We start from the raw sequence: 24,436 nt of genomic DNA on the forward strand, positions 1-24,436 counted from the left end.
TGTGCCTCAAGGTTTCAGCGGCGCGTTCTATTAAGTAACTCTTTTAATATGCGAGGAGCTGAACGCTATTCGCCATGACAGCCATCGAACCTGCTTTTTTGCATCCGCCATACCCGCCGCGGCTCGATCTGGGACCGCAGCTCACTCACGAACAGTTATTGAGCTCGATGCAGGCCACCATGGGCCGGCACAAGGGTGGGCCGGTCTGGTTGTTCGCCTACGGCTCATTGATCTGGCGCCCTGAATGCTCGGCAGTCGAGCGGGTACGCGGGCGAGTGCACGGTTATCATCGCGGTTTGTACCTGTGGTCTCACGAGCACCGTGGCACCCCGGAAATCCCGGGACTGGTATTCGGTCTGGATCGTGGCGGTTCTTGCAGTGGCTTCGCCTATCGCTTGCCGGAAGATCAGCTGGAAGCGTCGCTCTACGCCCTGTGGCAGCGCGAGATGCCGTTCCCGTCCTATCGTCCGCACTGGCTTAACTGCCGTCTCGAAAATGGAAGTCAGGTTCAGGCCTTGGGATTTGTGTTGGAACGGCACCTGCCCAGCTATGCCGGCAATTTGCCGGATCATGTGCTGAGCCAGGTGTTCGAAAGCGCTTGCGGGCGTTACGGCACCACCCGCGATTACGTCGAGCAGACCGCCAGCGCCCTGCGTAGCCACGCCATGCCAGACCGAAATCTGGAGGCGCGGCTCAAGCGCTGCCAATCAAACGCGGATCAGGCGATCGCTTCGCGGCTCTGACTGGCGACTTGCTTGTGCCCCAAGGTCGGCGCCAGGAAGGCCATGGCCAACAGGCAGGCACTGACCAGCAGCACGAAGCCGCCATCCCAGCCAAAATGGTCCACGGTGTAGCCCATGGCCGCACTGGCCGCGACCGAACCTCCCAGATAACCGAACAGACCGGTGAAGCCGGCAGCGGTGCCCGCGGCTTTCTTCGGTGCCAGCTCGAGCGCCTGCAGACCGATCAGCATCACCGGACCGTAGATCAGAAAGCCGATGGAGAGCAGTGCGATCATGTCGACCATTGGATTGCCCGCCGGGTTGAGCCAGTAAACCAGGGTCGCCACGGTCACCAACGCCATGAACACCATGCCGGTCAGGCCGCGGTTGCCACGGAAGATCTTGTCCGACATCCAACCGCACAGCAGCGTGCCCGGAATCCCTGCCCATTCGTAGAAAAAGTAGGCCCAGGAGGTTTTATCCACAGTGAAGCCTTTGGCTTCCTTGAGGTAGGTCGGCGCCCAGTCCAGCACGCCATATCGCAGCAGGTAGACAAAGACATTGGCCATGGCGATGTACCAGAGCATTTTGTTGCGCAGCACGTATTTGACGAAGATTTCCTTGGCGCTGAATTCGTCCTCGTGGCTGGAATCGTAGCCTTCCGGGTAATCGTTCTTGTACGTCTCGATCGGCGGCAGACCGACCGATTGCGGGGTGTCGCGCATGGCCACAAAAGCGAACACCGCCACCAGCAACGCGACGGCCGCCGGCACATAAAACGCCGCATGCCAGTCGTTGAACAAGCCCATGCCGAGCAGGAACAGCGGGCCGATCAGCCCGCCGCCGACGTTATGCGCGACGTTCCACACCGACACCACGCCGCCGCGTTCCTTCTGCGACCACCAGTGAACCATGGTCCGGCCACTGGGTGGCCAGCCCATGCCCTGAGCCCAGCCATTGATGAATAACAGAATGAACATCATGGTCACGCTGGACGTTGCCCAGGGCGCGAAACCGAAAACAAACATCACCCCGGCGGATACCAGCAAGCCGAACGGCAGGAAGTAGCGCGGGTTGGAACGGTCGGACACCAGGCCCATGAGAAACTTGGACAAACCGTAGGCGATGGCAATCGCCGACATCGCCAGCCCCAGTTGACCTCGGCTGTAGCCCTCGTCGATCAGATACGGCATGGCCAGGGAGAAGTTCTTGCGCAGCAGGTAATAACCCGCATAGCCGATGAAAATCCCGGCGAAGATCTGCCAGCGCAAGCGGCGGTAGGTGCTGTCTATTTGTTCTTCAGGCAATGGAGCCTGATGTGCGGCAGGACGAAAGAAAGCAAACATTCAAAGGCTCCAGATTTCTTGTTTTGACGGCGGATGCGAATGTTACGGTTTCGTTACCGAAAATAGCATCGCTTCACATTGGCGAAACAGCGGAAATCAGAGGGATTGCATGTTCCTTTGCGAACATGTCGCTCAGGTGTAAGAGGAGGGCGTTCTTGGGACGGTGTCTCTACGCCACGCACCGGGATATCTGTCCGGATGTGTCTTTCGGATAAATCCTACGTACAAACAAGAAGCGCTGATCTTAGAAGCACAAGCAATGGCCACTACCCTCTTGTCCTGTTCGCCGATTTCGGCATTTCGAACACGATGGGGTTCAGGATGAAAGGTTTCGCATGGGTGTTGGTCTTGCTTTTTTCAATGAGCGTGCAAGCTGCGGATGTTCAGTTGATTCCTGTGTACACGCCGAATCCCGTTTACCCGATAGACATGTGGCGAGCAAACAAGAGCGGGAAGGTCCGTGTCAGCTATTGGGTCAACGCCGATGGGTCGGTCAGCGATCTCAAGGTGCTCAAAAGCTCCCACCGCGAGTTTGACCGGGCCGTTAAACGCAGGGTGAAGACATGGCGTTTCAAACCATGGACACCCACTGACCAGCGGCCTGCAAAGATCAAGATTGTGGCGCCCTTTGTATTCGACCTGGGCTCAGGAGCTACCTGGGCTTCGGATATGAATACGGTTCTAACGACCGTGCCCTGTAGCAAATTGAACGAGGAACTTGCCCAAACTCGGCAATACTTCCCGGACAAACCTTTGGCAGACCTGCATTTGTTCGGGTACATCCGCGCTTACCTGTCGGGAGTCTTCATGCGCGGGCAACTCTCGGATGGCGAGCGCCAGATCATGTTGGACGACCTGGATAGAGCGGTTCCGAGGATTCTGGAAAGCTGTGAAAGGAATCCGACGGCGAACTATGTCGATTTTTTGCCGGAGAATATGCGCAAGCTGTTTTAGTTGGCCGTTAGGAAGGGTTTCGCCCGGTTGCAGGTTGCCGCGTTGTTTCAGCACGTGCATCGAGGTGCCATAGGTCATGCTGAACGCGGCGCATGTCACTCAGGCGCAGAGGAAGGGCGGTGTGGGAAGTGTTACCACTCCATCCGTTTTAGGGGGGTTAAGGGCAGCAAGGGGCTTGCCGTTAGGAAATTTCCTGCACTCAAATGAGAATCTATGGCATTTGCTATATCGCCATGCGGCTTTAACCTCTACCACCACTGCCAGGTCTGGCAGCAAAGGCGCGAAGGGTGGCGGTTATGCAGTGTTGGCTTGGATTGGTCATAGGATTTTTTATCTTTATCGATAGTGTGGCGGCGGAGGTCTTTCTGATTCCTGAGCACACCCCCAAGCCGGATTATCCTCGAGAGTTGTTCAGGAAAGGCGTCACGGGTGTCGTCCGGGTTGCGTTCACCGCCAATGCCGATGGCTCCGTCAGCAAGGTGAAGACGCTGGAGAACCCTCATCCGCAACTGGCCGAGGTCGCCTTGGCCGCCGTGAGCCAGTGGCGCTTCAGGCTGTGGACGGTCGATAGCGACAATCCGGCCGAAGTGGAGGTTGTCGCGCCGATGGATTTTCGACTCGACCTGGATTTACCCATTCACTTCAATAAATCGATCAAGAAGTGGAAATGCCGAGACTTAAATGAGGCCGCGCTTCAGTACCCGGAGTCATCGTGGGTCGATATGCCTGCGTTCCATTACACCCGAGCGCATCTGTCGAATGTGTTTTACTCGACGCAATTACCGGATGCAGAGCGTCTGGCATTGATCGCCCGGCTCAATCGAAGTGTGCCGTACATTGTGAGGCATTGCAGCACCAGTCCTACCTCCAGGTATGTGCGTTTCCTGCCCGAGGAAATCCGCAAACTGCTGTAGTGGTGGTCCATGAAAAGCGTCACTGCGGTCTGAACGACGTCATCAGCCGTTCAGGCCGCTTCGGCCAACTTAGCGAACCTGCACCACCACTTTCCCGACCGCCTTGCGCTGGCCGAGATCATTAATGGCTTGGGCCGCTTCGGCCAAGGGATATACCTGCGACACCAATGGCTTCAACTTGCCCTCTGCAAACCACCCAAACAATTGCTGGAAGTTCGCTGCGTTGTCTTGCGGCTGGCGCTGGGCGAATGACCCCCAGAACACGCCGACTACTGCCGCACCTTTGAGCAGCGCCAGGTTCACCGGCAGTTCCGGAATGCGCCCGCTGGCGAAGCCGACCACCAGCAGGCGCCCATTCCAGGCGATGGCGCGGATGGCCTGGTCGAACAGGTCGCCGCCGACCGGGTCGTAGATCACGTCGGCGCCCTGGCCGTCGGTGAGGCGTTTGATCTCGTCTTTCAGGCTGGTTTCGCTGTAGTTGATCAGCTCATCGGCCCCGGCAGCCTTGGCCACGGCGAGTTTCTCGGCGCTGCTGGCGGCAGCGATAACCCGGGCGCCCATGGCTTTGCCGATTTCCACGGCGGCAAGACCGACCCCGCCGGAAGCGCCGAGCACCAGCAGGGTTTCGCCGGCTTGCAGGTTGGCGCGTTGTTTCAGTGCGTGCATCGAGGTGCCGTAAGTCATGCTGAATGCGGCGGCGGTGTTGAAGTCCATGGCCGCGGGAATCGGTAGCACGTTATAGCCGGGCACCGCGACCTGCTCGGCGAAGCTGCCCCAACCGGTGAGTGCCATGACCCGGTCGCCGACCTTGAGGTGGCTGACCTTTTCGCCCACCGCGCTGACCACGCCGGCCGCTTCACCACCGGGGGAAAACGGGAAGGGTGGCTTGAACTGGTACTTGCCCTCGATGATCAACGTATCGGGGAAATTCACCCCGGCGGCGTGCACGTCCAGCAGGATCTCGTTCTTCTTCGCTTGAGGACTGGCGATTTCTTCCAGCACCAGCGATTCGGCAGGGCCGAAGGCTTTGCACAGCACGGCTTTCATCGGGGCTATTCCTTTGGGAGTGATGGCCGATAAGTGTAGGTGTGTGATTCAAGCGGTCAACGAGCATGCCCCGTCCTGATAGTCAGCCATAAGCTTTGTGCTTGGGGTCGCGCAGGCGGATCGCTATGCTAGGCCGCAAACCGGATAAGGAGCGAACTGTGAAAGCGTGGACCATGTTGATGCTGGCCCTGTCTCTGCCAATGGCAGCGCTGGCCGAAGAAGCCAAAGAGGGGACGGCACCGAAAGTCAGCTACATCAACCTGAGCCCGCCCTTCGTTGGCAACTATGGTCTGGATGGCAGCCCGAAACTCAGGGTGTTCAAGGCCGACGTAGCCTTGCGGGTGACGGGCGATGAAGCGGCACAGGCGGTAAAGGCCAATGAACCCTTGATCCGCAATCAATTGGTGGCGTTGTTTTCCCAGCAAACCATTGAGGCCATGAGTAACGTCGAGGCCAAGGAAAAGCTCCGCCAGGAAGCCTTGAAGCAGACCCAGCAAGTGATGAACGACGAAACCGGCAAGCCGATGGTTGATGATCTGTTGTTCAATAATTTGATCATTCAATAGGATCTTCGGTGTCTGGGCGGGCCCTATCGCGAGCAAGCACGCTCCCACATTCGACCGCGTCCGTCCGGGCAGCTCGGGCAACTGTGGGAGCGAGCTTGCTCGCGATGAAGCCCAGTACAAACAACCGAGTACTTTCTAGCGCAACGCCAAAACCGCCGCCCATTGCTCGGCGGATACCGGCATCACCGACAGCCGACTGCCTTTCTGTACAAGCGGCAACTCAGCGAGCTCGGTTTGTTGTTTCAGGTAACCCAGGCCAAGCACTTTTGGAAAGGTCTCGACATGGGCGACGTTTATCGCGCTCCAGGGATTCTTCTCGACGTTGGCTTTCGGGTCGTAATACGGGCTGTCGGGCTCCAGCGCGGTCGGGTCCGGATACGTCGCCTCGGTGATGCGGCCGATTCCGGCAATACCCGGCTCAGGGCAACTGGAGTGATAGAAGAAAAACTCGTCGCCTACCGCCATGGCCCGCAGAAAGTTACGTGCCTGGTAATTGCGCACGCCGTCCCAGCGCGCTTCGCCGAGGGCCTCCAGGTCCTTGATCGAGAGTTCTTCCGGCTCGGATTTCATTAGCCAATAGGCCATCGTTTTTGCTCCTGGAGGGGGAGTGGACAAGTTGTCCGGCAATTTTATGACAAACCGACAGTCGGTTGACGCCAGCATTTGCGTGTCGGTTCACGTTACCGCAGAATGCCGGCCTTCTAAGCTTGACGCTGCTGCACGGCCTATAAAAAAACCGCTGCTGTCATCGTGTGTGATGTGCCTGAAGGGGGGCAATCGATGAAACGCAAACCGGATTTACTATGGATTTTGGTTATTTTGTTCGGTTTGGGCGTCGTGACCACGGGTTATGCGCAGAGTCTGTGGTCGCCCCAGACCGAGGCCCCGATGGCCGTCGCGACGCAACAGCAACCCCTCAAGCACTGACAGTGATTACCGGACGCCGCTGACTCCAGTGGCGTCTACCTGGCGAAATACCACTTCTTGTCCGTAACCGTTCCTTGCAGCGGTACATCCCAGCTCGCTTGATTCAGTCGATCGACTTTCTGACATTCATGGGCCAGCCCCAGCAGCGTCGGCTTGCGCCAGGTTTTGCGGCGCGCCAGATAGGCCAGGCTGCGGTCGTAGAAACCACCGCCCATGCCCAGACGACCACCGGCGTCATCAAAACCCACCAGCGGCAAAAACACCAGATCCAGGGCCCAGACCTTGCGTTGTCGGGCCGTGTTGAATCGTGGCTCGGGAATGCGGAAGCGGTTGGGACGAAACTTTTCCCCGGGGCGAATGCGCTGGAACACCATCTTGGTGCGTGGCCAGGCACTGAGCACCGGCAGGTAGGTGATCTTGCCCCGACGCTGCGCGGCACGCAGCAGCAGGCGCGGATCGATTTCACCGTCGGTGGGTAGATACAGCGAGATGTGTCTGGCCCGGCGAAACAGCGGGTGCTGTGCCAGTTGGCGGTAAAGTCCGTGGGCCGCTTCGCGTTGTTCGCAAGGCGTCAGCGCCCGGCGGGCTTTGCGCAGCATGCGTCGAAGTTGCGGGCGGGAAAGCGGCGCAGGTTCAGTCATGCTGTTGGTTGATCAGAATCGAGCGCGGCAGGGTGGCGTACTCGTTAAAAGCCATTGCCAGTTTGCAGAAACTGGCAATGGGCAGGAATTCAGGCTCCCCGGATGAACCGCTGTCGACTTAGCCCTTGAACCCGAAAGTTCAAGGTGGAAGATGCAGTAGGCCTTAAGGCTTTCCGTCTAGCGGACATGCACACCGGCCCAACGTGCAACCTCCAGGGTAGTGCGAATCGGCTCAGGGACATCGCCAACTGGCAAGCACCCCAGGGAGTGGCGCGAGTATACCGCAACCACCCTAAGGAATCAGCCCTTGGTGACATCCGTATCGGTCGCGAGCACCAAATCGACACGTTCCAGCAGGTCACGTACCTGCTCGCGGGTCGAACCGCTGGCCTGCACTTCCGAGCGTTCCTGGTTGTGCAGCAGGTCATGGGTGATGTTCAGCGCGGCCATTACGGCAATGCGATCGGCACCGATGACTTTGCCGCTGCTGCGGATTTCGCGCATCTTGCCGTCCAGATAGCGGGCGGCGCTCACCAGGTTGCTGCGTTCTTCCTGAGGGCAGATGATCGAATATTCTTTGTCGAGGATCTGCACGGTAACGCTGTTGTTTGAACTCATGAGTCTTGCTCCAGGGCCTTGAGGCGCGAAATCATGGATTCGACCTTACGCCGGGCGATTTCGTTCTTTTCGATGAGGTGAGCGCGTTCCTCGCGCCAGGTCTTTTCTTGAGCTAATAAGAGTCCGTTCTGGCTCTTTAGTTGCTCGACCCTGTTAATTAGCAGTTCGAGTCTAGCCATCAGCGCTTGCAGGTCGGTGTCTTCCATTGGGTTCCACTGGATTTGTCTGATGAATGGCACTGGCTAGGGGCCGTTGATGCTGGGTGAACCGCGCGTCAACAGCCCCTAGGCAAACGAGTTGGCGCCCTCGATAGTCTTGGCGCGTCTGCCGATGCTAGGATACAAGGCCTTTATTCTAGACATTGCGCCGCTTGGCGCCTAGCAGCCCATGCCCATTCAGAATTCTCCGTATCACGCATTCGCCACCCTGCTCAACACCAGCGGCCATCCCGTATCGCCTGCCGAACTGCATGGCCTGTTGCTGGGGCGCAGTTGCGCCGGCGCCGGTTTTGAAGCCGACAGCTGGCTGGCCGATGCTGCCGAACTGCTTGAAGGCGAGCCCCAAGACAACGTCCGTAACGCCTTGATCGGCCTGCAGGAAATGGTCAAAGGCGAACTGACCAGCGACGACATGACCGTTGTGCTGCTGTTGCCGTCCGATGACGCGCCGCTGACCGAGCGTGCCGAGGCCCTCGGCCAGTGGTGCCAGGGTTTCCTTGCCGGCTTCGGCCTGACCTACCGTGACAACGCCTTGAGCGCTGAAGCCACGGAAGTCTTGCAGGATCTCGCGGCCATTGCCCAAGTGCAAGACGCCCTGGAAGAATCCGACGACGGTGAAAGTGACTACATGGAAGTCATGGAGTACCTGCGGGTTGCGCCATTGCTGCTGTTCACCGAGACCACCAAACCGGCTACAGCGCCTGCCAAACCTTCGCTGCACTAATTGATTGCCAGGGAAATCCATCTGCCCATGATTCATATCCCGAAATCGGAATACAGCCGGCGCCGCAAGGCGCTGATGGCGCAGATGGAACCCAACAGCATCGCGATTCTGCCGGCCGCGGCCGTGGCGATACGCAACCGTGATGTCGAGCACGTCTACCGTCAGGACAGCGATTTCCAGTACCTCAGCGGTTTCCCCGAACCTCAGGCAGTGCTGGTCCTGATGCCCGGGCGTGTACATGGCGAATACCTGCTGTTCTGCCGTGAACGCAACGCCGAACGCGAGTTATGGGACGGTTTGCGCGCCGGGCAGGAAGGCGCGATCCGCGACTTCGGTGCCGATGACGCCTTTCCGATCACGGACATCGACGACATCTTGCCGGGCCTGATCGAAGGCCGCGACCGGGTCTATTCGGCCATGGGCAGCAATCCCGAATTCGACCGCCATCTGATGGACTGGATCAACGTGATCCGTTCTAAAGCGCATCTCGGCGCCCAGCCACCGAACGAATACGTTGCTCTGGATCATCTGCTGCATGACATGCGTCTGTATAAATCGGCGGCAGAAGTGAAAGTGATGCGTGAAGCCGCGCGGATTTCCGCTCAGGCGCATGTTCGGGCGATGCAGGCCAGCCGTGCCGGTTTGTTTGAGTTCAGCCTGGAAGCGGAGCTGGACTACGAGTTCCGCAAGGGTGGGGCGAAAATGCCGGCCTATGGCTCGATCGTTGCCTCGGGGCGCAACAGTTGCATCCTGCATTACCAGCAGAACGATGCGCTGCTCAAGGACGGCGACCTGGTGTTGATCGATGCCGGTTGCGAGATTGACTGCTACGCCAGCGACATCACCCGGACCTGGCCGGTCAGCGGCAAGTTCTCCCCTGAGCAGAAGGCGATCTACGAGTTGGTGCTGGCTTCCCAGGAAGCGGCATTTGCCGAAATCGCCCCGAACAAGCACTGGAACCAGGCCCATGAAGCCACGGTTCGGGTCATTACCGCGGGCTTGGTGGACCTTGGTTTGTTGCAGGGCGACGTTGACGAGCTGATCGCCAGCGAAGCCTACAAGGCGTTTTACATGCATCGCGCCGGTCACTGGCTGGGGATGGATGTGCATGACGTCGGCGAGTACAAGGTCGGCGGCGAATGGCGGGTGCTGGAAGTCGGCATGGCGCTGACGGTCGAACCGGGCATCTACATTGCACCGGACAATCAGAACGTAGCGAAGAAATGGCGCGGCATTGGCGTGCGCATCGAGGATGACGTGGTGGTGACCAGGCAGGGCTGTGAAATTCTGACTAAAGGCGTGCCCAAAACGGTGGCCGAGATCGAAGCACTGATGGCGGCTGCCCGGGCTCAGGCGGCATGAGTCGAGTCAGTCTGGCAATCATTGGTGGCGGCCTGGTCGGCGCCAGTCTGGCGTTGGCCTTGCAGGCGGGAGCCAAAGCCCGCGGCTGGAAGATCGTACTGATCGAACCGTTTGCACCTGGCGACAGTTTTCAACCGAGTTATGACGCCCGCTCCTCGGCGCTGTCCTACGGCGCCCGGCAAATTTATCAGCGGTTGGGCCTGTGGCAGGAAATTTCCCGGCGGGCCGAGCCGATCAAACAGATCCATGTCTCCGATCGCGGGCGGTTTTCCACCGCACGGTTGTCGGCCATGGAGGAGGGCGTTCCGGCGCTCGGTTATGTGGTCGAAAACGCCTGGCTCGGCCAATGCCTCTGGCAAGGTATGGACAAGGACGTGATCAGTTGGCACTGCCCGGCCGAAGTCACGGGCATGGAGCCACTTGAAGACGGTTACCGCCTGACCCTCAACGATGAAACCACCCTCGACTGCGATCTGGCCGTTCTAGCCGATGGCGGCCGTTCGGGACTGCGCGAGCAACTGGGGATCGGCATCAAACAGCGTCCGTACAACCAGAGCGCGCTGATCGCCAACATCACCCCGAGCGAGTCCCATAACGGCGTGGCGTTCGAGCGCTTTACCGATGACGGCCCGATGGCCTTGCTGCCACTGCCGGATAACCGCTGCGCACTGGTCTGGACCCGTATCGGCATGGACGCCAAGCGTCTGGCGAGCCTTGATGAACGCAGCTTTCTCAGTGAGTTGCAGGGCGTCTTCGGCTATCGCCTGGGCACCCTCAAACAGGTCGGCGCACGGCACCTTTATCCATTGACGCTGGTGGAGGCCGAAGAACAGGTTCGTCCGCATCTGACGATTCTGGGCAATGCCGCCCACAGCCTGCATCCGATCGCCGGTCAGGGTTTCAACCTGTCGCTGCGTGATGCCCAGGCATTGGCCGATGCCTTGCTGGCCAGCGAGAGCGCGCCGGGCGACTTCGTGACCTTGCAGGCCTATCGGGAGCGGCAACGGCTGGATCAACAACTGACTATCGGCTTCTCCGATCAGGTCACCCGCTTGTTTGGCAGCGCTCAACCGTTGGTCGCTCTGGGCCGCAATATCGGCTTGCTCGGCCTCGATCTGCTGCCACCGGCCAAACGCTGGTTCGCCCGGCAGGCCATGGGCCTGGGCACCCGTCCCGATGCATGAGTGGCTGACCCACGGTTTAGAGATTGGTGACGGCGGCGGCACGCAGGTGGCGCGGCTCGATAAACCCCTTTACGTGCGGCTCAAGCCGCAAGCGAGACAGGCTTAAAGCATGGAAATGCGCGCAGATCTGCTGATTGTCGGGGCCGGAATGGTCGGGAGCGCTTTGGCGCTGGCGCTGCAAAACAGCGGGCTGGAGGTGCTGCTGCTCGATGGCAGCCCGTTGAGCGTCAAACCCTTTGATGCGCAGGCGCCCTTCGAGCCGCGAGTGAGTGCCTTGTCGGCAGCCAGCCAGCGGATCCTGGAGCGCCTGGGCGTCTGGGACGGTATCGCTGAGCGGCGCACCAGCCCCTATACCGAAATGCAGGTCTGGGACGGCAGCGGCACCGGGCGGATCCATTTCTCGGCGGCCAGCGTGCACGCCGAAGTACTCGGGCATATCGTCGAGAACCGTGTGGTGCAGGATGCCCTGCTCGAGCGTTTGCACGACTGCGATTTAGGCTTGCTGGCCAATGCGCGACTGGAGCAGATGCGCCGCTCCGGCGACGACTGGCTGCTGACCCTGGCCGATGGCCGGAAATTGCGTGCACCTTTGGTGATCGCGGCGGACGGCGCCAACTCGGCGGTACGCCGCCTGACCGGTTGCGCGACCCGCGAGTGGGATTACCTGCATCACGCCATCGTCACCAGCGTGCGCAGTGCTCAGCCCCATCAGATGACCGCCTGGCAACGGTTTACCGACAACGGTCCGCTGGCCTTCTTGCCGCTGGAGCGCGACGGCCGGCACGACTGGTGCTCGATCGTCTGGTCGACCACCCCGACTGAAGCCGAACGCCTGATGGCGCTGGACGATGAAACCTTTTGCCGCGAGCTGGAACGAGCCTTCGAAGGCCGGTTGGGCACGGTGTTGAGCGCCGACCCGCGACTTTGCGTGCCGCTGCGTCAGCGTCATGCCAAGCGCTACGTGGCCGAAGGCCTCGCGCTGATCGGCGATGCAGCCCACACCATTCACCCGTTGGCCGGGCAAGGGGTCAATCTCGGCTTCCTCGACGCTGCGGTATTGGCTGAAGTACTGCTGCAAGCGGCCAGCCGCGGCGAGCGCCTGGCGGATGTCAAAGTGCTCAGCCGTTACGAGCGTCGACGCATGCCCCACAACCTGGCGCTGATGGCGGCGATGGAAGGGCTGGAGCGGTTGTTCCAGGCTGATCCCTTGCCACTGCGCTGGCTGCGTAATACCGGCTTGAAGATGGTCGATCAGATGCCTGAAGCCAAGGCGCTGTTCGTGCGCCAGGCGCTGGGGTTGACCGGAGATTTACCGGAGCTGGCCAAGGCGTAGGAGCTGCCGCAGGCTGCGGTCTTTTGCTCTTCGGCAATCAGTGGTGCGCCGGAAAAGATCGCAGCCTGCGGCAGCTCCAGCAACATCTAGTAACTCCTCCGCGGACTGTTCGGTTGAGAAGCTAAATGTGAGTCACTATCATTTCATTTTCCCTTATTTCGAGAGACCGCCCCCATGCTGGCACCGAAGCGTCTACTGACTGCCCTGGCACTCACACTCATCGGTAGCACGGCCCAGGCGGCCGACGAAGTGGTGGTTTACTCCTCGCGCATCGATGAGCTGATCAAACCGGTGTTCGATGCCTATACCCAGAAGACCGGTGTCCAGGTGAAGTTCATCACCGACAAGGAAGCACCGTTGATGCAGCGGATCAAGGCCGAGGGCGAAAACGCCACCGCCGATCTGCTGCTCACCGTCGATGCCGGCAACCTCTGGCAAGCCGAGCAGATGGGTATCCTGCAACCTTTCACCTCCAAGGTGATCGACGCCAATATTCCGCTTCAGTACCGTTCGTCCGCCCATCAGTGGACCGGTTTAAGCCTGCGGGCGCGGACCATCGCCTATTCCACTGCCCGGGTTAAACCGGCTGACTTGAGCACCTACGAGGCGTTGGCCGATAAGCAATGGGAAGGCCGTTTGTGCCTGCGTACGGCGAAAAAGGTTTACAACCAGTCACTGACCGCCACGATGATCGAAGTTCATGGTGCGGAAAAGACCGAGAAAATCCTCAAAGGCTGGGTCAACAATCTGTCTACCGATGTGTTCTCCGATGACGTCGCGGTGCTTGAAGCGATCAACGCCGGGCAATGCGACGTCGGCATCGTCAACACCTACTACTATGGCCGTCTGCACAAGCAGAAGCCTGATCTGGCGGTAAAACTGTTCTGGCCAAACCAGGGCGACCGTGGTGTGCACGTCAACCTGTCCGGCATCGGTCTGACCAAACACGCGCCGCATCCAGAGGCGGCCAAGGCACTGGTGGAGTGGATGACCACCCCGGAGGCACAGAAGATCTTCGCCGATATCAACCAGGAATTCCCGGCCAACCCGAGTGTGCAGCCGTCTGCTGAAGTAGCGGGTTGGGGCAAGTTCGTTGCCGATACCTTGCCGGTGGAAGTGGCTGGCAAGCGTCAGGCCGAGGCCATTCGTTTGATGGACCGTGCTGGCTGGAACTGAGTCGCCCGTTATACTGCGCCCCGCATTTGCGGGGCGTTTTGTTTCCGACAGATTGTCGGCGCGATTTAGATGGCCAAAAGATCGTAGCCTCCGGCAGCTTCTACAGGAATCGCATACACCTCTGATATCGCGGTTGCACGCGGTCGGCGTAGGAGCTGCAGGCTGCGATCTTTTCCGGTACACACCGCAATCCGCTATCGATTCAAACCCATCACCAGAGAGCTTTTCGTGGCCCATCCCGCTCAACGTCGTTGGTATCCACTGGTCTTTGCCGTTGCCGCACTGGTTCTGCTGCCACTGAGCGTGCTGTTGTTGTCGTGGCAGTCGATCGACCAGCAGATCTGGTCGCACCTGTGGCAAACCCAGATGCCGCGCTTGCTCGGCAATACGCTGACGCTGGTGCTGGGCGTCGGTTTCGGCGTGACGCTGCTGGGTGTCAGCCTGGCCTGGTTGACCAGCCTCTGTGACTTCCCTGGGCGGCGCTGGCTGGATTGGGCGCTGATGCTACCGTTTGCGATTCCGGCCTACGTGCTGGCGTTTGTCTTCGTGGGTCTGCTGGATTTTTCCGGTCCGCTGCAAACCCTGTTGCGAGAATGGTTCGGCATGGGCCTGCGTCTGCCGCGAGTGCGCTCTACTGGCGGGGTGATCCTGGTGCTGGTGCTGGTGTTCTACCCCTACGTCTATTTGCTCGCGCGTACCGCCTTTATCGCCCAGGGCAAGGGCCTGATGGAAGCTGCGCGGGTTCTTGGTCAATCTCCCTGGCAGGCGTTCTGGCGCGTGGCGCTGCCCATGGCGCGGCCAGCCATCGGTGCGGGCGTAGCCCTGGCACTGATGGAGACCCTGGCGGATTTCGGCGCGGTGGCGGTGTTCAACTTCGATACCTTCACCACGGCCATCTACAAGACCTGGTACGGCTTCTTCAGCCTCTCCAGCGCAGCGCAACTGGCCAGTCTGTTGCTGCTGGCGGTCATGCTGGTGTTGTACGGCGAACGCCGGGCTCGCGGCGCCAGCCGGGGGAGTAATGAGCGGCCCCGGGGCAAGGCGTTGTATCACCTGCGCGGCTTCAAGGCGTTGGCTGCCAGTACTTGGTGCGGCCTGGTGTTTGCCTGTGCCTTTGTCATTCCGATGCTGCAGCTGATGGTCTGGTTCTGGCAGCGCGGACGTTTCGACCTCGATGAGCGGTATGCCGGGCTGATCGTGCACACGCTGTACCTGGGTGGCATGGCGGCCTTGATCACGGTGAGTGTGGCCATGTTGCTGGCATTTGCCCGACGACTGGCGCCGACCCGGGCCATCCGCTCCGGTATCAGTGTGGCGAATGTAGGCTACGCCTTGCCGGGCTCGGTGCTCGCCGTGTCGATCATGCTCGCCTTCAGTTATCTGGACCGCGAGTTGGTGATCCCGCTGTCGTCCTGGCTGGGTGGTGCGGGTAAACCCTTGCTGTTGGGCAGCCTGTCGGCATTGTTGCTGGCGTATCTGGTGCGATTCATTGCGGTGGCCTACGGACCGCTGGAAAACAGCCTGGGGCGGATCCGGCCGTCGTTGCCCGAAGCAGCCCGAAGTTTGGGGGTCAGTGGGCCACGACTGTTTTGCAAAGTGTATCTGCCATTGCTGCTGCCAGGTACCTTGAGCGCTGCGTTGCTGGTGTTCGTCGATGTGCTCAAGGAAATGCCCGCCACCCTGCTGATGCGCCCGTTTGGCTGGGATACGCTGGCTGTACGAATCTTCGAAATGACCAGTGAAGGCGAGTGGTCACGGGCGTCGTTGCCGGCTTTGACGCTGGTTTTGGTCGGACTGTTACCGGTCATCGGATTGATCCGACGTTCCGCGCATCGAACAGGCTAGGTGCCAGTCCTACACCTTGCGGCTACAATGCGCGGCATTTGGTACGGTCCGTCTTTCAGACAGGGTGACTAAAATCGGCTGAAAGCCATATATTTAAAGGCTTTCACTCCGTACAGCACTCGTCCGCACCTTCGCCACGCCCGGAAGGAGAAACCCATGGGACAGCGTACGCCTCTGTATGACCTTCATCTCGCCCTCGGCGCGAAGATGGTCGATTTTGGCGGTTGGGATATGCCGTTGCATTATGGCTCGCAAGTCGAAGAGCACCATCAAGTGCGCCGCGACTGCGGGGTTTTCGATGTATCCCATATGACCGTGATCGACGTCAGCGGCCCCCAGGCTAAGGCCTGGCTCCAGTATTTACTGGCCAATGATGTCGAGCGTCTGCACGGCGTTGGCCGTGCCCTGTACAGCGCCATGCTCAATGAGCGCGGCGGGGTGGTCGATGACATGATCGTCTATCGCACCGAGGCCGGTTACCGTCTGGTGGTGAATGCCGCCACCCGTGATCAGGACATGGCCTGGATGCAGGCTCAGCTCGGCGATTACCAGGTGCAGTTGCACGAGCGCTACGAGTTGGCGATGCTGGCGATTCAAGGCCCGCAGGCCCGGAACAGGATTGCCGAGCTGGTTTCCCAGGCGCGTGGCGCGCTGATCCATCAGCTGAAACCTTTTGAAGGGCAAGCCGACGGCGACTGGTTCATTGCGCGTACCGGTTACACCGGTGAAGATGGTCTGGAAATTGTCCTGCCGGCCGATCAGGCACCGGCGTTCTTCAACGATCTGGTCGGTGCCGGTATTTCCCCGATCGGCCTCGGCGCCCGCGATACGCTAAGGCTTGAAGCCGGCATGAACCTGTACGGCCAGGACATTCATCAAGACGTCTCACCGTTGGCGGCCAATATGGCCTGGAGCATCGCCTGGGAACCTGCCGCTCGTCAGTTTATCGGCCGCGCGGCGCTGGAAGCCGAGCGGGCAGGCGGAGTGCAGCAAAAGCTGGTGGGTCTGGTGCTGGAGGAGCGCGGTGTATTGCGCGCTCACCAAGTGGTTCGCATCGCCAATGTTGGCGAAGGGGAGATCACCAGTGGTAGTTTCTCTCCTACGCTTAGCAAGTCGATCGCACTGGCGCGGGTGCCCATGGCAACCGCCGACCGTGCAGAAGTGGAAATCCGTGGCAAGTGGTACCCGGTTCGGGTGGTAAAACCGACCTTTGTGCGTCATGGCAAAGCCTTGATCTAACTTTTTCTGGCGGGCAAACAACCGCTGACATTTCTTCTTGAGGACACAGAATATGAGCGAAATCCCTGTCGACCTGCGTTTTGCCGAAAGTCACGAATGGGCCCGTCTGGACGAGGATGGCGGCGTGAAAGTGGGTATTTCCGACCATGCTCAGGAAGCCTTGGGCGATGTAGTGTTCGTCGAGCTGCCGGAAATTGGCAAAGTGTTTGCCGCCGGTGAGGCCGCGGGTGTGGTCGAGTCGGTCAAGGCCGCATCCGATATCTACTCGCCAGTGTCGGGCGAAGTGATTGCCATCAACGAAGAACTGGGCGCCAGTCCGGAGCTGCTTAACAGCGATCCATACGGTGCGTGGATCTTCAAACTCAAGCCCACCGATACCTCTGAACTGGACGCGTTGCTCGACGCTGCCAGCTACAAGAGCGCTATCGGCGAGTAATGCTCGCCCCGTAGGAGCTGCCGCAGGCTGCGATCTTTTGATCTTTCTAACGGACCACGCGTTTCCGAACAAAGATCAAAAGATCAAAAGATCAAAAGATCGCAGCCTGCGGCAGCTCCTACAGATGCAGGCAACAATTACGGCTGCAGCACAGCCTTGACCGCCGCCACCGAACGCTCGACATCACTCTTGCTCGTGGCCGAGAACATCGGCAGCGAGACGATCAAACGACCCACACGTTCCACGACCGGGAACATGCCCTATGTGAAACCGTGCGCATGACCGTTTCAGCTCGAGCCCAAGGCTTGTGCGGCGTCTTCCAGCACCCACGGTTCTCTCAGACGCTGAGCATAATGGTACCGATTGGCCAAAGACCCCATGCCGTCGACCCTCGGGATCGGCTGCTATGCTGCTTTGACCGTGTTGCATCGACGCCGAGCGCCATTCGAGAGAGAGCCCGTCATGTCCCAGCTGCCGTCCTTGAGCCAGTTACGCGACCCCAATGCCTTCCTGCGGCGCCATTTGGGACCCGATTGCGCCGAGCAACAGGCCATGCTCGACAGCCTCGGGCTCGCCAGCCGGGTCGAGTTGATCGAGCAGACGGTGCCGCCGGGCATTCGATTCAACCGCATGCTGGATCTGCCGCCAGCACTTGATGAAGAGGCCGCACTGGCCAGGCTCAAGGGCTATGCCGAGCAGAACGAGGTCTGGACCAGTCTGATCGGCATGGGCTATCACGGCACCCTGACGCCTGCGGTGATCCTGCGTAACGTGCTGGAAAATCCCGGCTGGTACACCGCCTACACCCCCTATCAGCCTGAGATTGCCCAGGGTCGGCTCGAGGCGTTGCTGAATTTCCAGCAGATGACCATCGACCTCACCGGCCTGGAACTGGCCAACGCATCACTGCTGGATGAAGCCACGGCGGCAGCGGAGGCCATGGCGCTGGCCAAGCGTGTGGCCAAGTCCAGAAGCAATCTGTTCTTCGTCGACGAAAACTGTCACCCACAGACCATTTCCGTGATCCAGACCCGCGCCGAAGGGTTCGGCTTCGAACTGGTGATCGATGCTGTGGATAACCTTGCCAGCCACCAGGTGTTCGGCGCACTGCTGCAGTACCCGGACACCCACGGTGAGATCCGCAACTTGCGGCCGCTGATCGATCAGTTGCATGCGCAGCAGGCGTTGGCCTGTGTCTCGGCCGACCTGCTCAGTCTGTTGTTGTTGACCCCGCCAGGGGAGTTGGGGGCCGATGTGGTGTTCGGTTCGTCTCAGCGATTTGGTGTGCCCATGGGTTACGGTGGTCCTCATGCGGCATTTTTTGCCAGTCGTGATGAGTTCAAACGGGCGATTCCGGGGCGGATCATCGGCGTTTCGAAGGATGCGCGGGGCAATGTCGCGCTGCGTATGGCGTTGCAGACCCGCGAGCAGCATATCCGCCGGGAGAAGGCCAACTCGAACATCTGTACCGCGCAGGTACTGCTGGCCAACATCGCCAGCTTCTATGCGGTGTATCACGGCCCAGAGGGGCTCAAACGCATTGCCCAGCGGGTTCACCGGCTGACCTGCATTCTGGCTGCCGGTCTTGAACGCAACGGCATTACCCGGCTTAACCAACAGTTCTTCGACACCCTGACCCTGGAAGTCGGCGGCAGCCAGACGGCGATCATCGAAAGCGCCAAGGCTGCACAGATCAATCTGCGGATTCTCGGTCGTGGGCAGTTAGGCTTGAGCCTCGATGAAACCTGCGATGAAACCACGGTGGCGCGGTTGTTCGATATCTTTCTCGGCGCCGACCACGGGCTGGATGTCGCTGAGCTGGATGCCGAGCCATTGGCCTCGGGCATCCCGACTGAACTGCTGCGCAGCTCGCCTTATCTGAGCCATCCGGTATTCAGCGCCCATCACAGCGAAACCGAGATGCTGCGCTACCTCAAACAGCTGGAGAACAAGGACCTGTCACTCAACCAGTCGATGATCCCGCTGGGCTCCTGCACCATGAAGCTCAATGCCACCAGCGAGATGATCCCAATCACCTGGCCGGGCTTTGCCAATCTGCACCCGTTTGCGCCGACCGAGCAGGCGTTGGGCTATTCGCTGATGATCAGCGAGCTGGAGCGCTGGCTGTGCGCGATCACCGGCTTCGATGCCATCTGCATGCAGCCCAACTCCGGTGCTCAGGGTGAGTACGCCGGGTTGCTGGCGATCCGCAAATACCACGAGAGCCGCCAGCAGGGCGCGCGCAACGTTTGCCTGATCCCGGCGTCTGCCCACGGTACCAACCCGGCCTCGGCGCAGATGGCGGGCATGCAGGTGGTAATTGTCGAGTGCGATGATGCCGGCAACGTCGATCTGGACGACCTGAAAGCCAAGGCCCTGGCCGCCGGCGACAAGCTGTCCTGCCTGATGGTGACCTACCCATCGACCCATGGCGTGTATGAAGAAGGCATCAGCGAGATCTGCGAAGTTGTCCACAGTCACGGCGGCCAGGTGTACATGGACGGCGCCAACCTCAACGCCCAGGTCGGGCTGGCTCGCCCGGCGGATATTGGCGCTGATGTATCCCACATGAATTTGCACAAGACTTTCTGCATCCCCCATGGCGGTGGGGGCCCCGGCATGGGGCCGATTGGCGTGCGGGCGCATCTGGCGCCATACGTCGCCAATCACCCGGTAGTGCCCATCGAAGGCCCGCTACCGCAGAACGGCGCGGTCAGCGCGGCGCCCTGGGGCAGCGCGAGCATTCTGCCGATCAGCTGGATGTATATCGCGATGATGGGGCCGCAATTGGCGGATGCCAGCGAAGTGGCGATTCTCGCCGCCAACTACCTGGCCGAGCATTTGAGTGGAGCCTTCCCGGTGCTCTATACCGGGCGTAATGGCCGGGTGGCCCACGAATGCATTCTTGATCTGCGGCCGCTCAAGGCGCAAACCGGGATCAGCGAAGAGGACGTGGCCAAACGCTTGATGGACTACGGCTTTCACGCGCCGACCATGTCGTTCCCGGTACCGGGCACGCTGATGGTCGAGCCGACCGAAAGCGAGTCCAAGGCTGAACTGGACCGTTTCATTGAAGCGATGCTGAGTATTCGCGCGGAAATAGCCCTGGTGCAAAACGGTACCTGGCCCGGCGAAGACAACCCGTTGAAACGCTCACCGCACACCCTGGCGGATATCACCGGCGTCTGGGAACGGCCCTACAGCATCGAACAGGCAGTCATCCCCAGCGCTCACACCAAGGCCCATAAATACTGGCCGGCGGTGAATCGCGTCGACAATGTCTATGGCGACCGTAATCTGTTCTGCGCCTGTGTGCCGGTGGATGCGTATCGTTGAAGCGAGGGAGCGGTAAGCCCTAAAGGGGCAAAAAAATACCGCTCCCGGGAGCGGCATTTTTTTATTCAGCAGATCAGCAGATCACTGCTGGGCAACCGCATTCTTCGCCAGAATCGCGTTGGCCAGTTCCATGTCGGTAGCCTGCAAGCCTGGGTTATCGGCGCGGACTTTCTGCATCGCGGCTTCCAGATACGGGCCACGAATACCACCCTCGCTGGCGACGAAGCTGCCGGCATCGTCCTGGGCGGCGACCATCAGTTTGTGATCCTTGAAGGTCAGGTAGGTAGAGCCTGTGGTCGCACCGGAGGAAATGACGTTACGCCAGAAGCTGTCGGCCATTGCCGAACCAACAGGAATAGACAGCAAGGCCAGGGTGGCGACAGCAAGTTTAAAACGCATTATGGGTGACTCCGACATGGGTTAGCTGGAGTCTTGGATACTCGATAGCCCGGTTGAGTTCCGTTGCCCTCAATCGGCGGGTTCTACCTGGATGATGACCCCTTCCTGCCCGATAACGCGAACACGGGAGCCGACAGGCGCGTCCGGCCCTTTGGCCATCCAGACGCCGTCGGCGACCTTGATCTTGCCTCGCCCGCCGACAATCGCCTCATGGACCATGAAGGTTTTGCCGATCAGCTCCTGACCACGCAGATTGAGGTTCGGCTGATCGCTGGCGCGAACGGCACTGCGCTGGCGTCTCCACCAGTATAAAGCCGTCAGCACCGATAGCAGACCGAACAGCAGCAATTGCACTTCCCAGGACAACTCCGGAATCAGGAAGGTCAGCACTCCGACTGCGGCAGCGGCCATGCCAACCCAGAGCAAATAACCACCGGCGCCGAACACTTCGAGAATCAGCAAGACGGTGCCTAATGCCAGCCAGTCCCAGAACGACAAGTGCTGCAGGAATGCCCACATAAGTCGCGCCTCAGGCCTTTTTGCTGTCGAATGTGGCTTTGACTATTTCGCCGATACCACCGACGGCCCCGATTACCTGGCTGGCTTCCAGCGGCATCAGGATTACTTTGCTGTTGTTGGCCGACGCCAGTTTGCCTAACGCATCAATGTATTTCTGTTCGACGAAGTAGTTGATCGCCTGCACGTTACCGGTCGCGATCGCTTCGGACACTACCTGAGTGGCACGGGCTTCGGCTTCGGCTTGCCGCTCGCGGGCTTCGGATTCAAGGAACGCCGCCTGCCGGCCACCCTCGGCCTCGAGGATCTGCGCTTGTTTTTTACCTTCGGCAGTCAGGATCGCCGATGCCCGCAGGCCTTCGGCCTCGAGGATTTGCGCTCGCTTGATCCGCTCGGCTTTCATCTGCCCGGACATGGCCGCCATCAGGTCCGCGGGTGGGCTGATGTCCTTGATTTCGATCCGGGTGATCTTGATGCCCCAGGGCGCCGTGGCTTCGTCGACGGTGCGCAGCAATTTCTCGTTGATGCCGTCACGCTGGCTGAGCATCGCATCCAGCTCCATGGAGCCGAGTACCGTGCGAATGTTGGTTTGCAGCAGGTTGCGGATGGCGTGCTCGAGGTTGTTCACCTCGTAGGCGGCCTGAGCGGTGTTGACCACCTGGAAAAAGCATACGGCATCGATCTGCACAGTGGCGTTGTCGGCAGTGATGACTTCCTGCGGCGGGATATCCAGCACGCTCTCCATCACGTTGATCTTGCGGCCGATGCGGTCCATGACCGGGATGATGATGTTCAGGCCCGGCTTCAGGGTGTTGGTGTAGCGGCCGAAGCGCTCGACGGTCCACTGATAGCCCTGCGGAACCACCTTGAAGCCCATGAATACAATGGCGATGGCCAGGCCGACAAAAAGCAAAAGCACGCTACCGATCTGCATAACATTTCCCTGTTCACATTCAATGAGGCTGCAATGCCTGATTGTAGCGGCGCGGGGCGGGCATAAAAACCGATTAGTGCGGCTGGCATCATCGGGAGACATAAAAGCTGCCGCACCGGGTTGGCCACTGTTGCGGTTGTCGGCTACGCCGTTATTTCAACTCACTCTGGGGTGTCACGCGCAGCACCTCCTCGATGGTCGTCAAGCCTGCTGCGACTTTCTGTGCGCCGGATAACCGCAGGCTGCGCATGCCTTCCTTGAATGCCTGGTGACGCACCGCCAGCAGATCGGTGTCCCGGTGGATCAGCGCTTTGACGCTGTCGCTCATCAGCATGATCTCGTAAACCCCGGCGCGCCCGCGATAACCGGTGTCGCGGCACTCCAGACAACCGATTGCCCGTTGGGCATTGATCGGCAGCGGTGCTTGCCAGGGCCGGGTCAGGGTCTGCCAGTCCTCGTCGCCCAGACTCACTGGCGCCTTGCAGTGTGGGCAAAGGGTCCGCACCAACCGCTGAGCCATGACCCCGAGTACGGTGGCCTTGATCAGGTAATGCGGCACGCCGAGTTCCAACAGGCGGCTGATGGCGCTCGGCGCATCGTTGGTGTGCAGGGTGGAAAGCACCAGGTGACCGGTGAGCGCGGCCTGGATCGCCATTTCGGCGGTTTCCAGGTCGCGGATCTCGCCAATCATGATGATGTCCGGGTCCTGGCGCATCAGTGCTCGTATACCGCTGGCAAAGGTCAGTTCGATGTTGTGCTGGACCTGCATCTGGTTGAACGCCGGCTCGACCATTTCGATCGGGTCTTCGATGGTGCAGAGATTGACTTCGGGTGTCGCCAGTTTCTTCAGGGTGGTGTAGAGCGTGGTGGTTTTACCTGAACCAGTCGGACCGGTGACCAGAATGATGCCGTTGGGCTGGCGGGTCATGTCTTGCCAGCGGCGCAGATCTTCTGCGGAGAAGCCCAGCTGGTCGAAATCCTTGAGCAGCACTTCCGGGTCGAAAATTCGCATGACCATTTTTTCGCCAAAAGCTGTTGGCAGCGTCGACAGACGCAACTCGACTTCGCCGCCGTCCGGGGTTTTGGTCTTGACCCGGCCGTCCTGGGGTTTGCGCTTTTCCGCGACATTCATCCGGCCCAGGCTTTTCAGGCGGCTGACGATGGCCATGGTCACTTGAGGGGGAAATTGATAGACGTTGTGCAGTACGCCGTCGATACGAAAGCGCACGGTGCCTTGCTCTCGGCGGGGCTCGATATGGATATCGCTGGCGCGCTGCTGGAAGGCGTACTGGAATAGCCAGTCGACGATATTGACGATGTGCGCGTCGTTGGCGTCCGGCTCCTGGTCACTGGCACCGAGGTTGAGCAATTGTTCGAAGTTGCCCAGGGTGCTCATTTTCTGATCAGAGTTGTTGGCGCCGCTGACCGACTTGGCCAAGCGGAAAAATTCCACGGTAAAGCGCTGGATGTCAGCCGGGTTCGCCACCACGCGTTTGATCGGCAGCTTCAGGACGTGGGTCAGATCGGCTTCCCAGGCGGTGACGTAGGGCTGCGCGCTGGCCACGGTCACCGCATCGCGGTCGATCGACACCGCAAGGATCTTGTGGCGCTGGGCAAAGGCATAGGACATCAGTGGGGTAATGCCCGCGACATTGATCTTCAGCGGGTCGATACGCAAATAAGGCTGACCGGCCTGCTGCGCGAGCCACAGGGTCAGGCTTTCCAGGTCGAGCTGCTTGCCGGGTCGACTGAGGTCGTCGAACTGCTGGCTGGCGAGAAATTCCAGCGGGTGGAGCTGGCTGTTGACGGCGTTGCGTCGGGTAGTCAATGCGTGTTCGGCACAATCCTGACTGATAAAGCCCTGGGCGACCAGTTCACGCAGCAGATCATTGAGATCGAGCCAGCGATCCTGAGTGAGGAGGGGGACGGACATGCGGGTTCCTTATGAACGATCCTGCAACTAGCGGTTAAGACGTGTGCGTCTCTGACCTCCGATTGC

The 24,436-nt window shown here is 59.9% G+C and carries 24 protein-coding genes, 1 other RNA gene and 3 pseudogenes; 15 read left to right on the forward strand and 13 right to left on the reverse strand.

The genetic code is table 11. From position 1 onward, the window contains the following. Positions 1-74 precede the first annotated feature (74 nt). Complete coding sequence (locus F8N85_RS24670) at positions 75-743, forward strand: gamma-glutamylcyclotransferase (RefSeq protein ID WP_150806125.1); 669 nt, start codon at positions 75-77, stop codon at positions 741-743. Here F8N85_RS24670 and glpT read toward each other — a convergent pair. Then, on the reverse strand, positions 719-2,068 hold the full coding sequence (gene glpT / locus F8N85_RS24675) for a glycerol-3-phosphate transporter (protein WP_150806126.1): 1,350 nt from the start codon (positions 2,066-2,068) through the stop codon (positions 719-721). The genes F8N85_RS24670 and glpT overlap by 25 nt on opposite strands. A 321-nt stretch (positions 2,069-2,389) precedes the next feature. Between glpT and F8N85_RS24680 the strand changes: the two genes are divergently transcribed. Next, on the forward strand, positions 2,390-3,022 hold the full coding sequence (locus tag F8N85_RS24680; protein ID WP_191636257.1) for an energy transducer TonB: 633 nt from the start codon (positions 2,390-2,392) through the stop codon (positions 3,020-3,022). Positions 3,023-3,034: 12 nt separating this feature from the next. On the opposite strand, the pseudogene F8N85_RS35860 reads toward F8N85_RS24680, so the two are convergent. Next, a pseudogene (locus F8N85_RS35860) lies at positions 3,035-3,118 on the reverse strand (hypothetical protein); the annotation flags it as partial. 200 nt (positions 3,119-3,318) lie between these two features. Between F8N85_RS35860 and F8N85_RS24685 the strand changes: the two are divergent. Further along, positions 3,319-3,936 carry an energy transducer TonB gene (locus F8N85_RS24685; RefSeq protein ID WP_150806192.1) on the forward strand — a complete coding sequence of 206 codons (618 nt, stop codon included), beginning with the start codon at positions 3,319-3,321 and terminating at the stop codon, positions 3,934-3,936. 69 nt (positions 3,937-4,005) lie between these two features. Here the strand turns inward: F8N85_RS24685 and F8N85_RS24690 are convergent, their stop codons facing one another. Further along, positions 4,006-4,983, reverse strand: a complete 978-nt coding sequence (locus F8N85_RS24690) for an NADPH:quinone oxidoreductase family protein (protein WP_150806128.1) — start codon at positions 4,981-4,983, stop codon at positions 4,006-4,008. 158 nt (positions 4,984-5,141) lie between these two features. Between F8N85_RS24690 and F8N85_RS24695 the strand changes: the two genes are divergently transcribed. Next, complete coding sequence (locus F8N85_RS24695; protein WP_150806129.1) at positions 5,142-5,549, forward strand: flagellar basal body-associated protein FliL; 408 nt, start codon at positions 5,142-5,144, stop codon at positions 5,547-5,549. Positions 5,550-5,684: 135 nt separating this feature from the next. Here F8N85_RS24695 and F8N85_RS24700 read toward each other — a convergent pair whose 3' ends face one another. Further along, the gene (locus F8N85_RS24700) at positions 5,685-6,134 is read right to left on the reverse strand and encodes an EVE domain-containing protein (protein WP_150806130.1); all 450 of its coding nucleotides are present in this window, start codon (positions 6,132-6,134) and stop codon (positions 5,685-5,687) included. Between the two features lie 195 nt (positions 6,135-6,329). On the opposite strand from F8N85_RS24700, the gene F8N85_RS24705 reads away from it, so the two are divergent. Further along, entirely contained in the window at positions 6,330-6,476 is a 147-nt protein-coding gene (locus F8N85_RS24705; protein ID WP_150806131.1) for a hypothetical protein, read from the forward strand. 35 nt (positions 6,477-6,511) lie between these two features. On the opposite strand, the gene F8N85_RS24710 is transcribed toward F8N85_RS24705, so the two are convergent. From F8N85_RS24710 to F8N85_RS24725, 4 genes are all read right to left on the reverse strand, one after another. Continuing rightward, positions 6,512-7,117: a 5-formyltetrahydrofolate cyclo-ligase gene (locus F8N85_RS24710; protein ID WP_150806132.1), complete on the reverse strand. Its 606-nt coding sequence runs from the start codon at positions 7,115-7,117 to the stop codon at positions 6,512-6,514. Positions 7,118-7,208: 91 nt separating this feature from the next. Beyond that, positions 7,209-7,387: non-coding RNA, 6S RNA (gene ssrS, locus F8N85_RS24715), on the reverse strand. Positions 7,388-7,417: 30 nt separating this feature from the next. Further along, the gene (locus tag F8N85_RS24720) at positions 7,418-7,735 is read right to left on the reverse strand and encodes a cell division protein ZapA (RefSeq protein ID WP_150806133.1); all 318 of its coding nucleotides are present in this window, start codon (positions 7,733-7,735) and stop codon (positions 7,418-7,420) included. Beyond that, the gene (locus F8N85_RS24725) at positions 7,732-7,941 is read right to left on the reverse strand and encodes a TIGR02449 family protein (protein ID WP_003213954.1); all 210 of its coding nucleotides are present in this window, start codon (positions 7,939-7,941) and stop codon (positions 7,732-7,734) included. The genes F8N85_RS24720 and F8N85_RS24725 overlap by 4 nt, the downstream gene beginning before the upstream one ends. Positions 7,942-8,122: 181 nt before the next feature. On the opposite strand from F8N85_RS24725, the gene F8N85_RS24730 reads away from it, so the two are divergent. The 9 genes and pseudogenes from F8N85_RS24730 (at position 8,123) to gcvH (ending at position 17,252) form a co-directional block, all read left to right on the forward strand. Next, the gene (locus F8N85_RS24730) at positions 8,123-8,677 is read left to right on the forward strand and encodes a YecA family protein (RefSeq protein ID WP_150806134.1); all 555 of its coding nucleotides are present in this window, start codon (positions 8,123-8,125) and stop codon (positions 8,675-8,677) included. 27 nt (positions 8,678-8,704) lie between these two features. After that, entirely contained in the window at positions 8,705-10,039 is a 1,335-nt protein-coding gene (gene pepP, locus F8N85_RS24735) for a Xaa-Pro aminopeptidase (RefSeq protein ID WP_150806135.1), read from the forward strand. After that, positions 10,036-11,223: a 2-octaprenyl-6-methoxyphenyl hydroxylase gene (ubiH, locus tag F8N85_RS24740; protein WP_150806136.1), complete on the forward strand. Its 1,188-nt coding sequence runs from the start codon at positions 10,036-10,038 to the stop codon at positions 11,221-11,223. Before pepP ends, ubiH begins: the two co-directional genes overlap by 4 nt. Positions 11,224-11,239: 16 nt before the next feature. Next, positions 11,240-11,329: pseudogene (locus tag F8N85_RS35145) on the forward strand (tetrameric acyl-CoA thioesterase); the annotation flags it as partial. A gap of 9 nt (positions 11,330-11,338) precedes the next feature. Beyond that, positions 11,339-12,556, forward strand: a complete 1,218-nt coding sequence (locus F8N85_RS24745; protein WP_191636258.1) for a 2-octaprenyl-3-methyl-6-methoxy-1,4-benzoquinol hydroxylase — start codon at positions 11,339-11,341, stop codon at positions 12,554-12,556. A gap of 174 nt (positions 12,557-12,730) precedes the next feature. Further along, a complete protein-coding gene (locus F8N85_RS24750; RefSeq protein ID WP_150806138.1) occupies positions 12,731-13,732 on the forward strand; it encodes an extracellular solute-binding protein in 1,002 nt (333 codons plus the stop codon). Positions 13,733-13,960: 228 nt separating this feature from the next. Beyond that, entirely contained in the window at positions 13,961-15,577 is a 1,617-nt protein-coding gene (locus F8N85_RS24755; protein WP_150806139.1) for an ABC transporter permease, read from the forward strand. A gap of 156 nt (positions 15,578-15,733) precedes the next feature. After that, entirely contained in the window at positions 15,734-16,816 is a 1,083-nt protein-coding gene (gcvT, locus tag F8N85_RS24760; RefSeq protein WP_150806140.1) for a glycine cleavage system aminomethyltransferase GcvT, read from the forward strand. 52 nt (positions 16,817-16,868) lie between these two features. Then, positions 16,869-17,252, forward strand: a complete 384-nt coding sequence (gene gcvH, locus F8N85_RS24765) for a glycine cleavage system protein GcvH (RefSeq protein ID WP_150806141.1) — start codon at positions 16,869-16,871, stop codon at positions 17,250-17,252. A 137-nt stretch (positions 17,253-17,389) separates the two neighbouring features. Here gcvH and F8N85_RS24770 read toward each other — a convergent pair. After that, positions 17,390-17,512: pseudogene (locus tag F8N85_RS24770) on the reverse strand (DegT/DnrJ/EryC1/StrS aminotransferase family protein); the annotation flags it as partial. A gap of 202 nt (positions 17,513-17,714) precedes the next feature. Here F8N85_RS24770 and gcvP point away from each other — a divergent pair. Continuing rightward, positions 17,715-20,588 carry an aminomethyl-transferring glycine dehydrogenase gene (gene gcvP / locus F8N85_RS24775; protein WP_150806142.1) on the forward strand — a complete coding sequence of 958 codons (2,874 nt, stop codon included), beginning with the start codon at positions 17,715-17,717 and terminating at the stop codon, positions 20,586-20,588. An 81-nt stretch (positions 20,589-20,669) separates the two neighbouring features. Here the strand turns inward: gcvP and F8N85_RS24780 are convergent, their stop codons facing one another. From F8N85_RS24780 to F8N85_RS24795, 4 genes are all read right to left on the reverse strand, one after another. Beyond that, positions 20,670-20,987 carry a DUF2388 domain-containing protein gene (locus F8N85_RS24780; RefSeq protein ID WP_150806143.1) on the reverse strand — a complete coding sequence of 106 codons (318 nt, stop codon included), beginning with the start codon at positions 20,985-20,987 and terminating at the stop codon, positions 20,670-20,672. Positions 20,988-21,056: 69 nt separating this feature from the next. Continuing rightward, complete coding sequence (locus tag F8N85_RS24785; protein WP_150806144.1) at positions 21,057-21,506, reverse strand: NfeD family protein; 450 nt, start codon at positions 21,504-21,506, stop codon at positions 21,057-21,059. A gap of 10 nt (positions 21,507-21,516) precedes the next feature. Continuing rightward, positions 21,517-22,437: an SPFH domain-containing protein gene (locus tag F8N85_RS24790; RefSeq protein WP_150806145.1), complete on the reverse strand. Its 921-nt coding sequence runs from the start codon at positions 22,435-22,437 to the stop codon at positions 21,517-21,519. Positions 22,438-22,588: 151 nt separating this feature from the next. Further along, complete coding sequence (locus F8N85_RS24795) at positions 22,589-24,370, reverse strand: GspE/PulE family protein (RefSeq protein WP_150806146.1); 1,782 nt, start codon at positions 24,368-24,370, stop codon at positions 22,589-22,591. Positions 24,371-24,436: the final 66 nt, after the last annotated feature.

This window comes from Pseudomonas fluorescens (assembly GCF_902497875.1).
Taxonomy (GTDB): Bacteria; Pseudomonadota; Gammaproteobacteria; order Pseudomonadales; family Pseudomonadaceae; genus Aquipseudomonas; species Aquipseudomonas fluorescens_BR.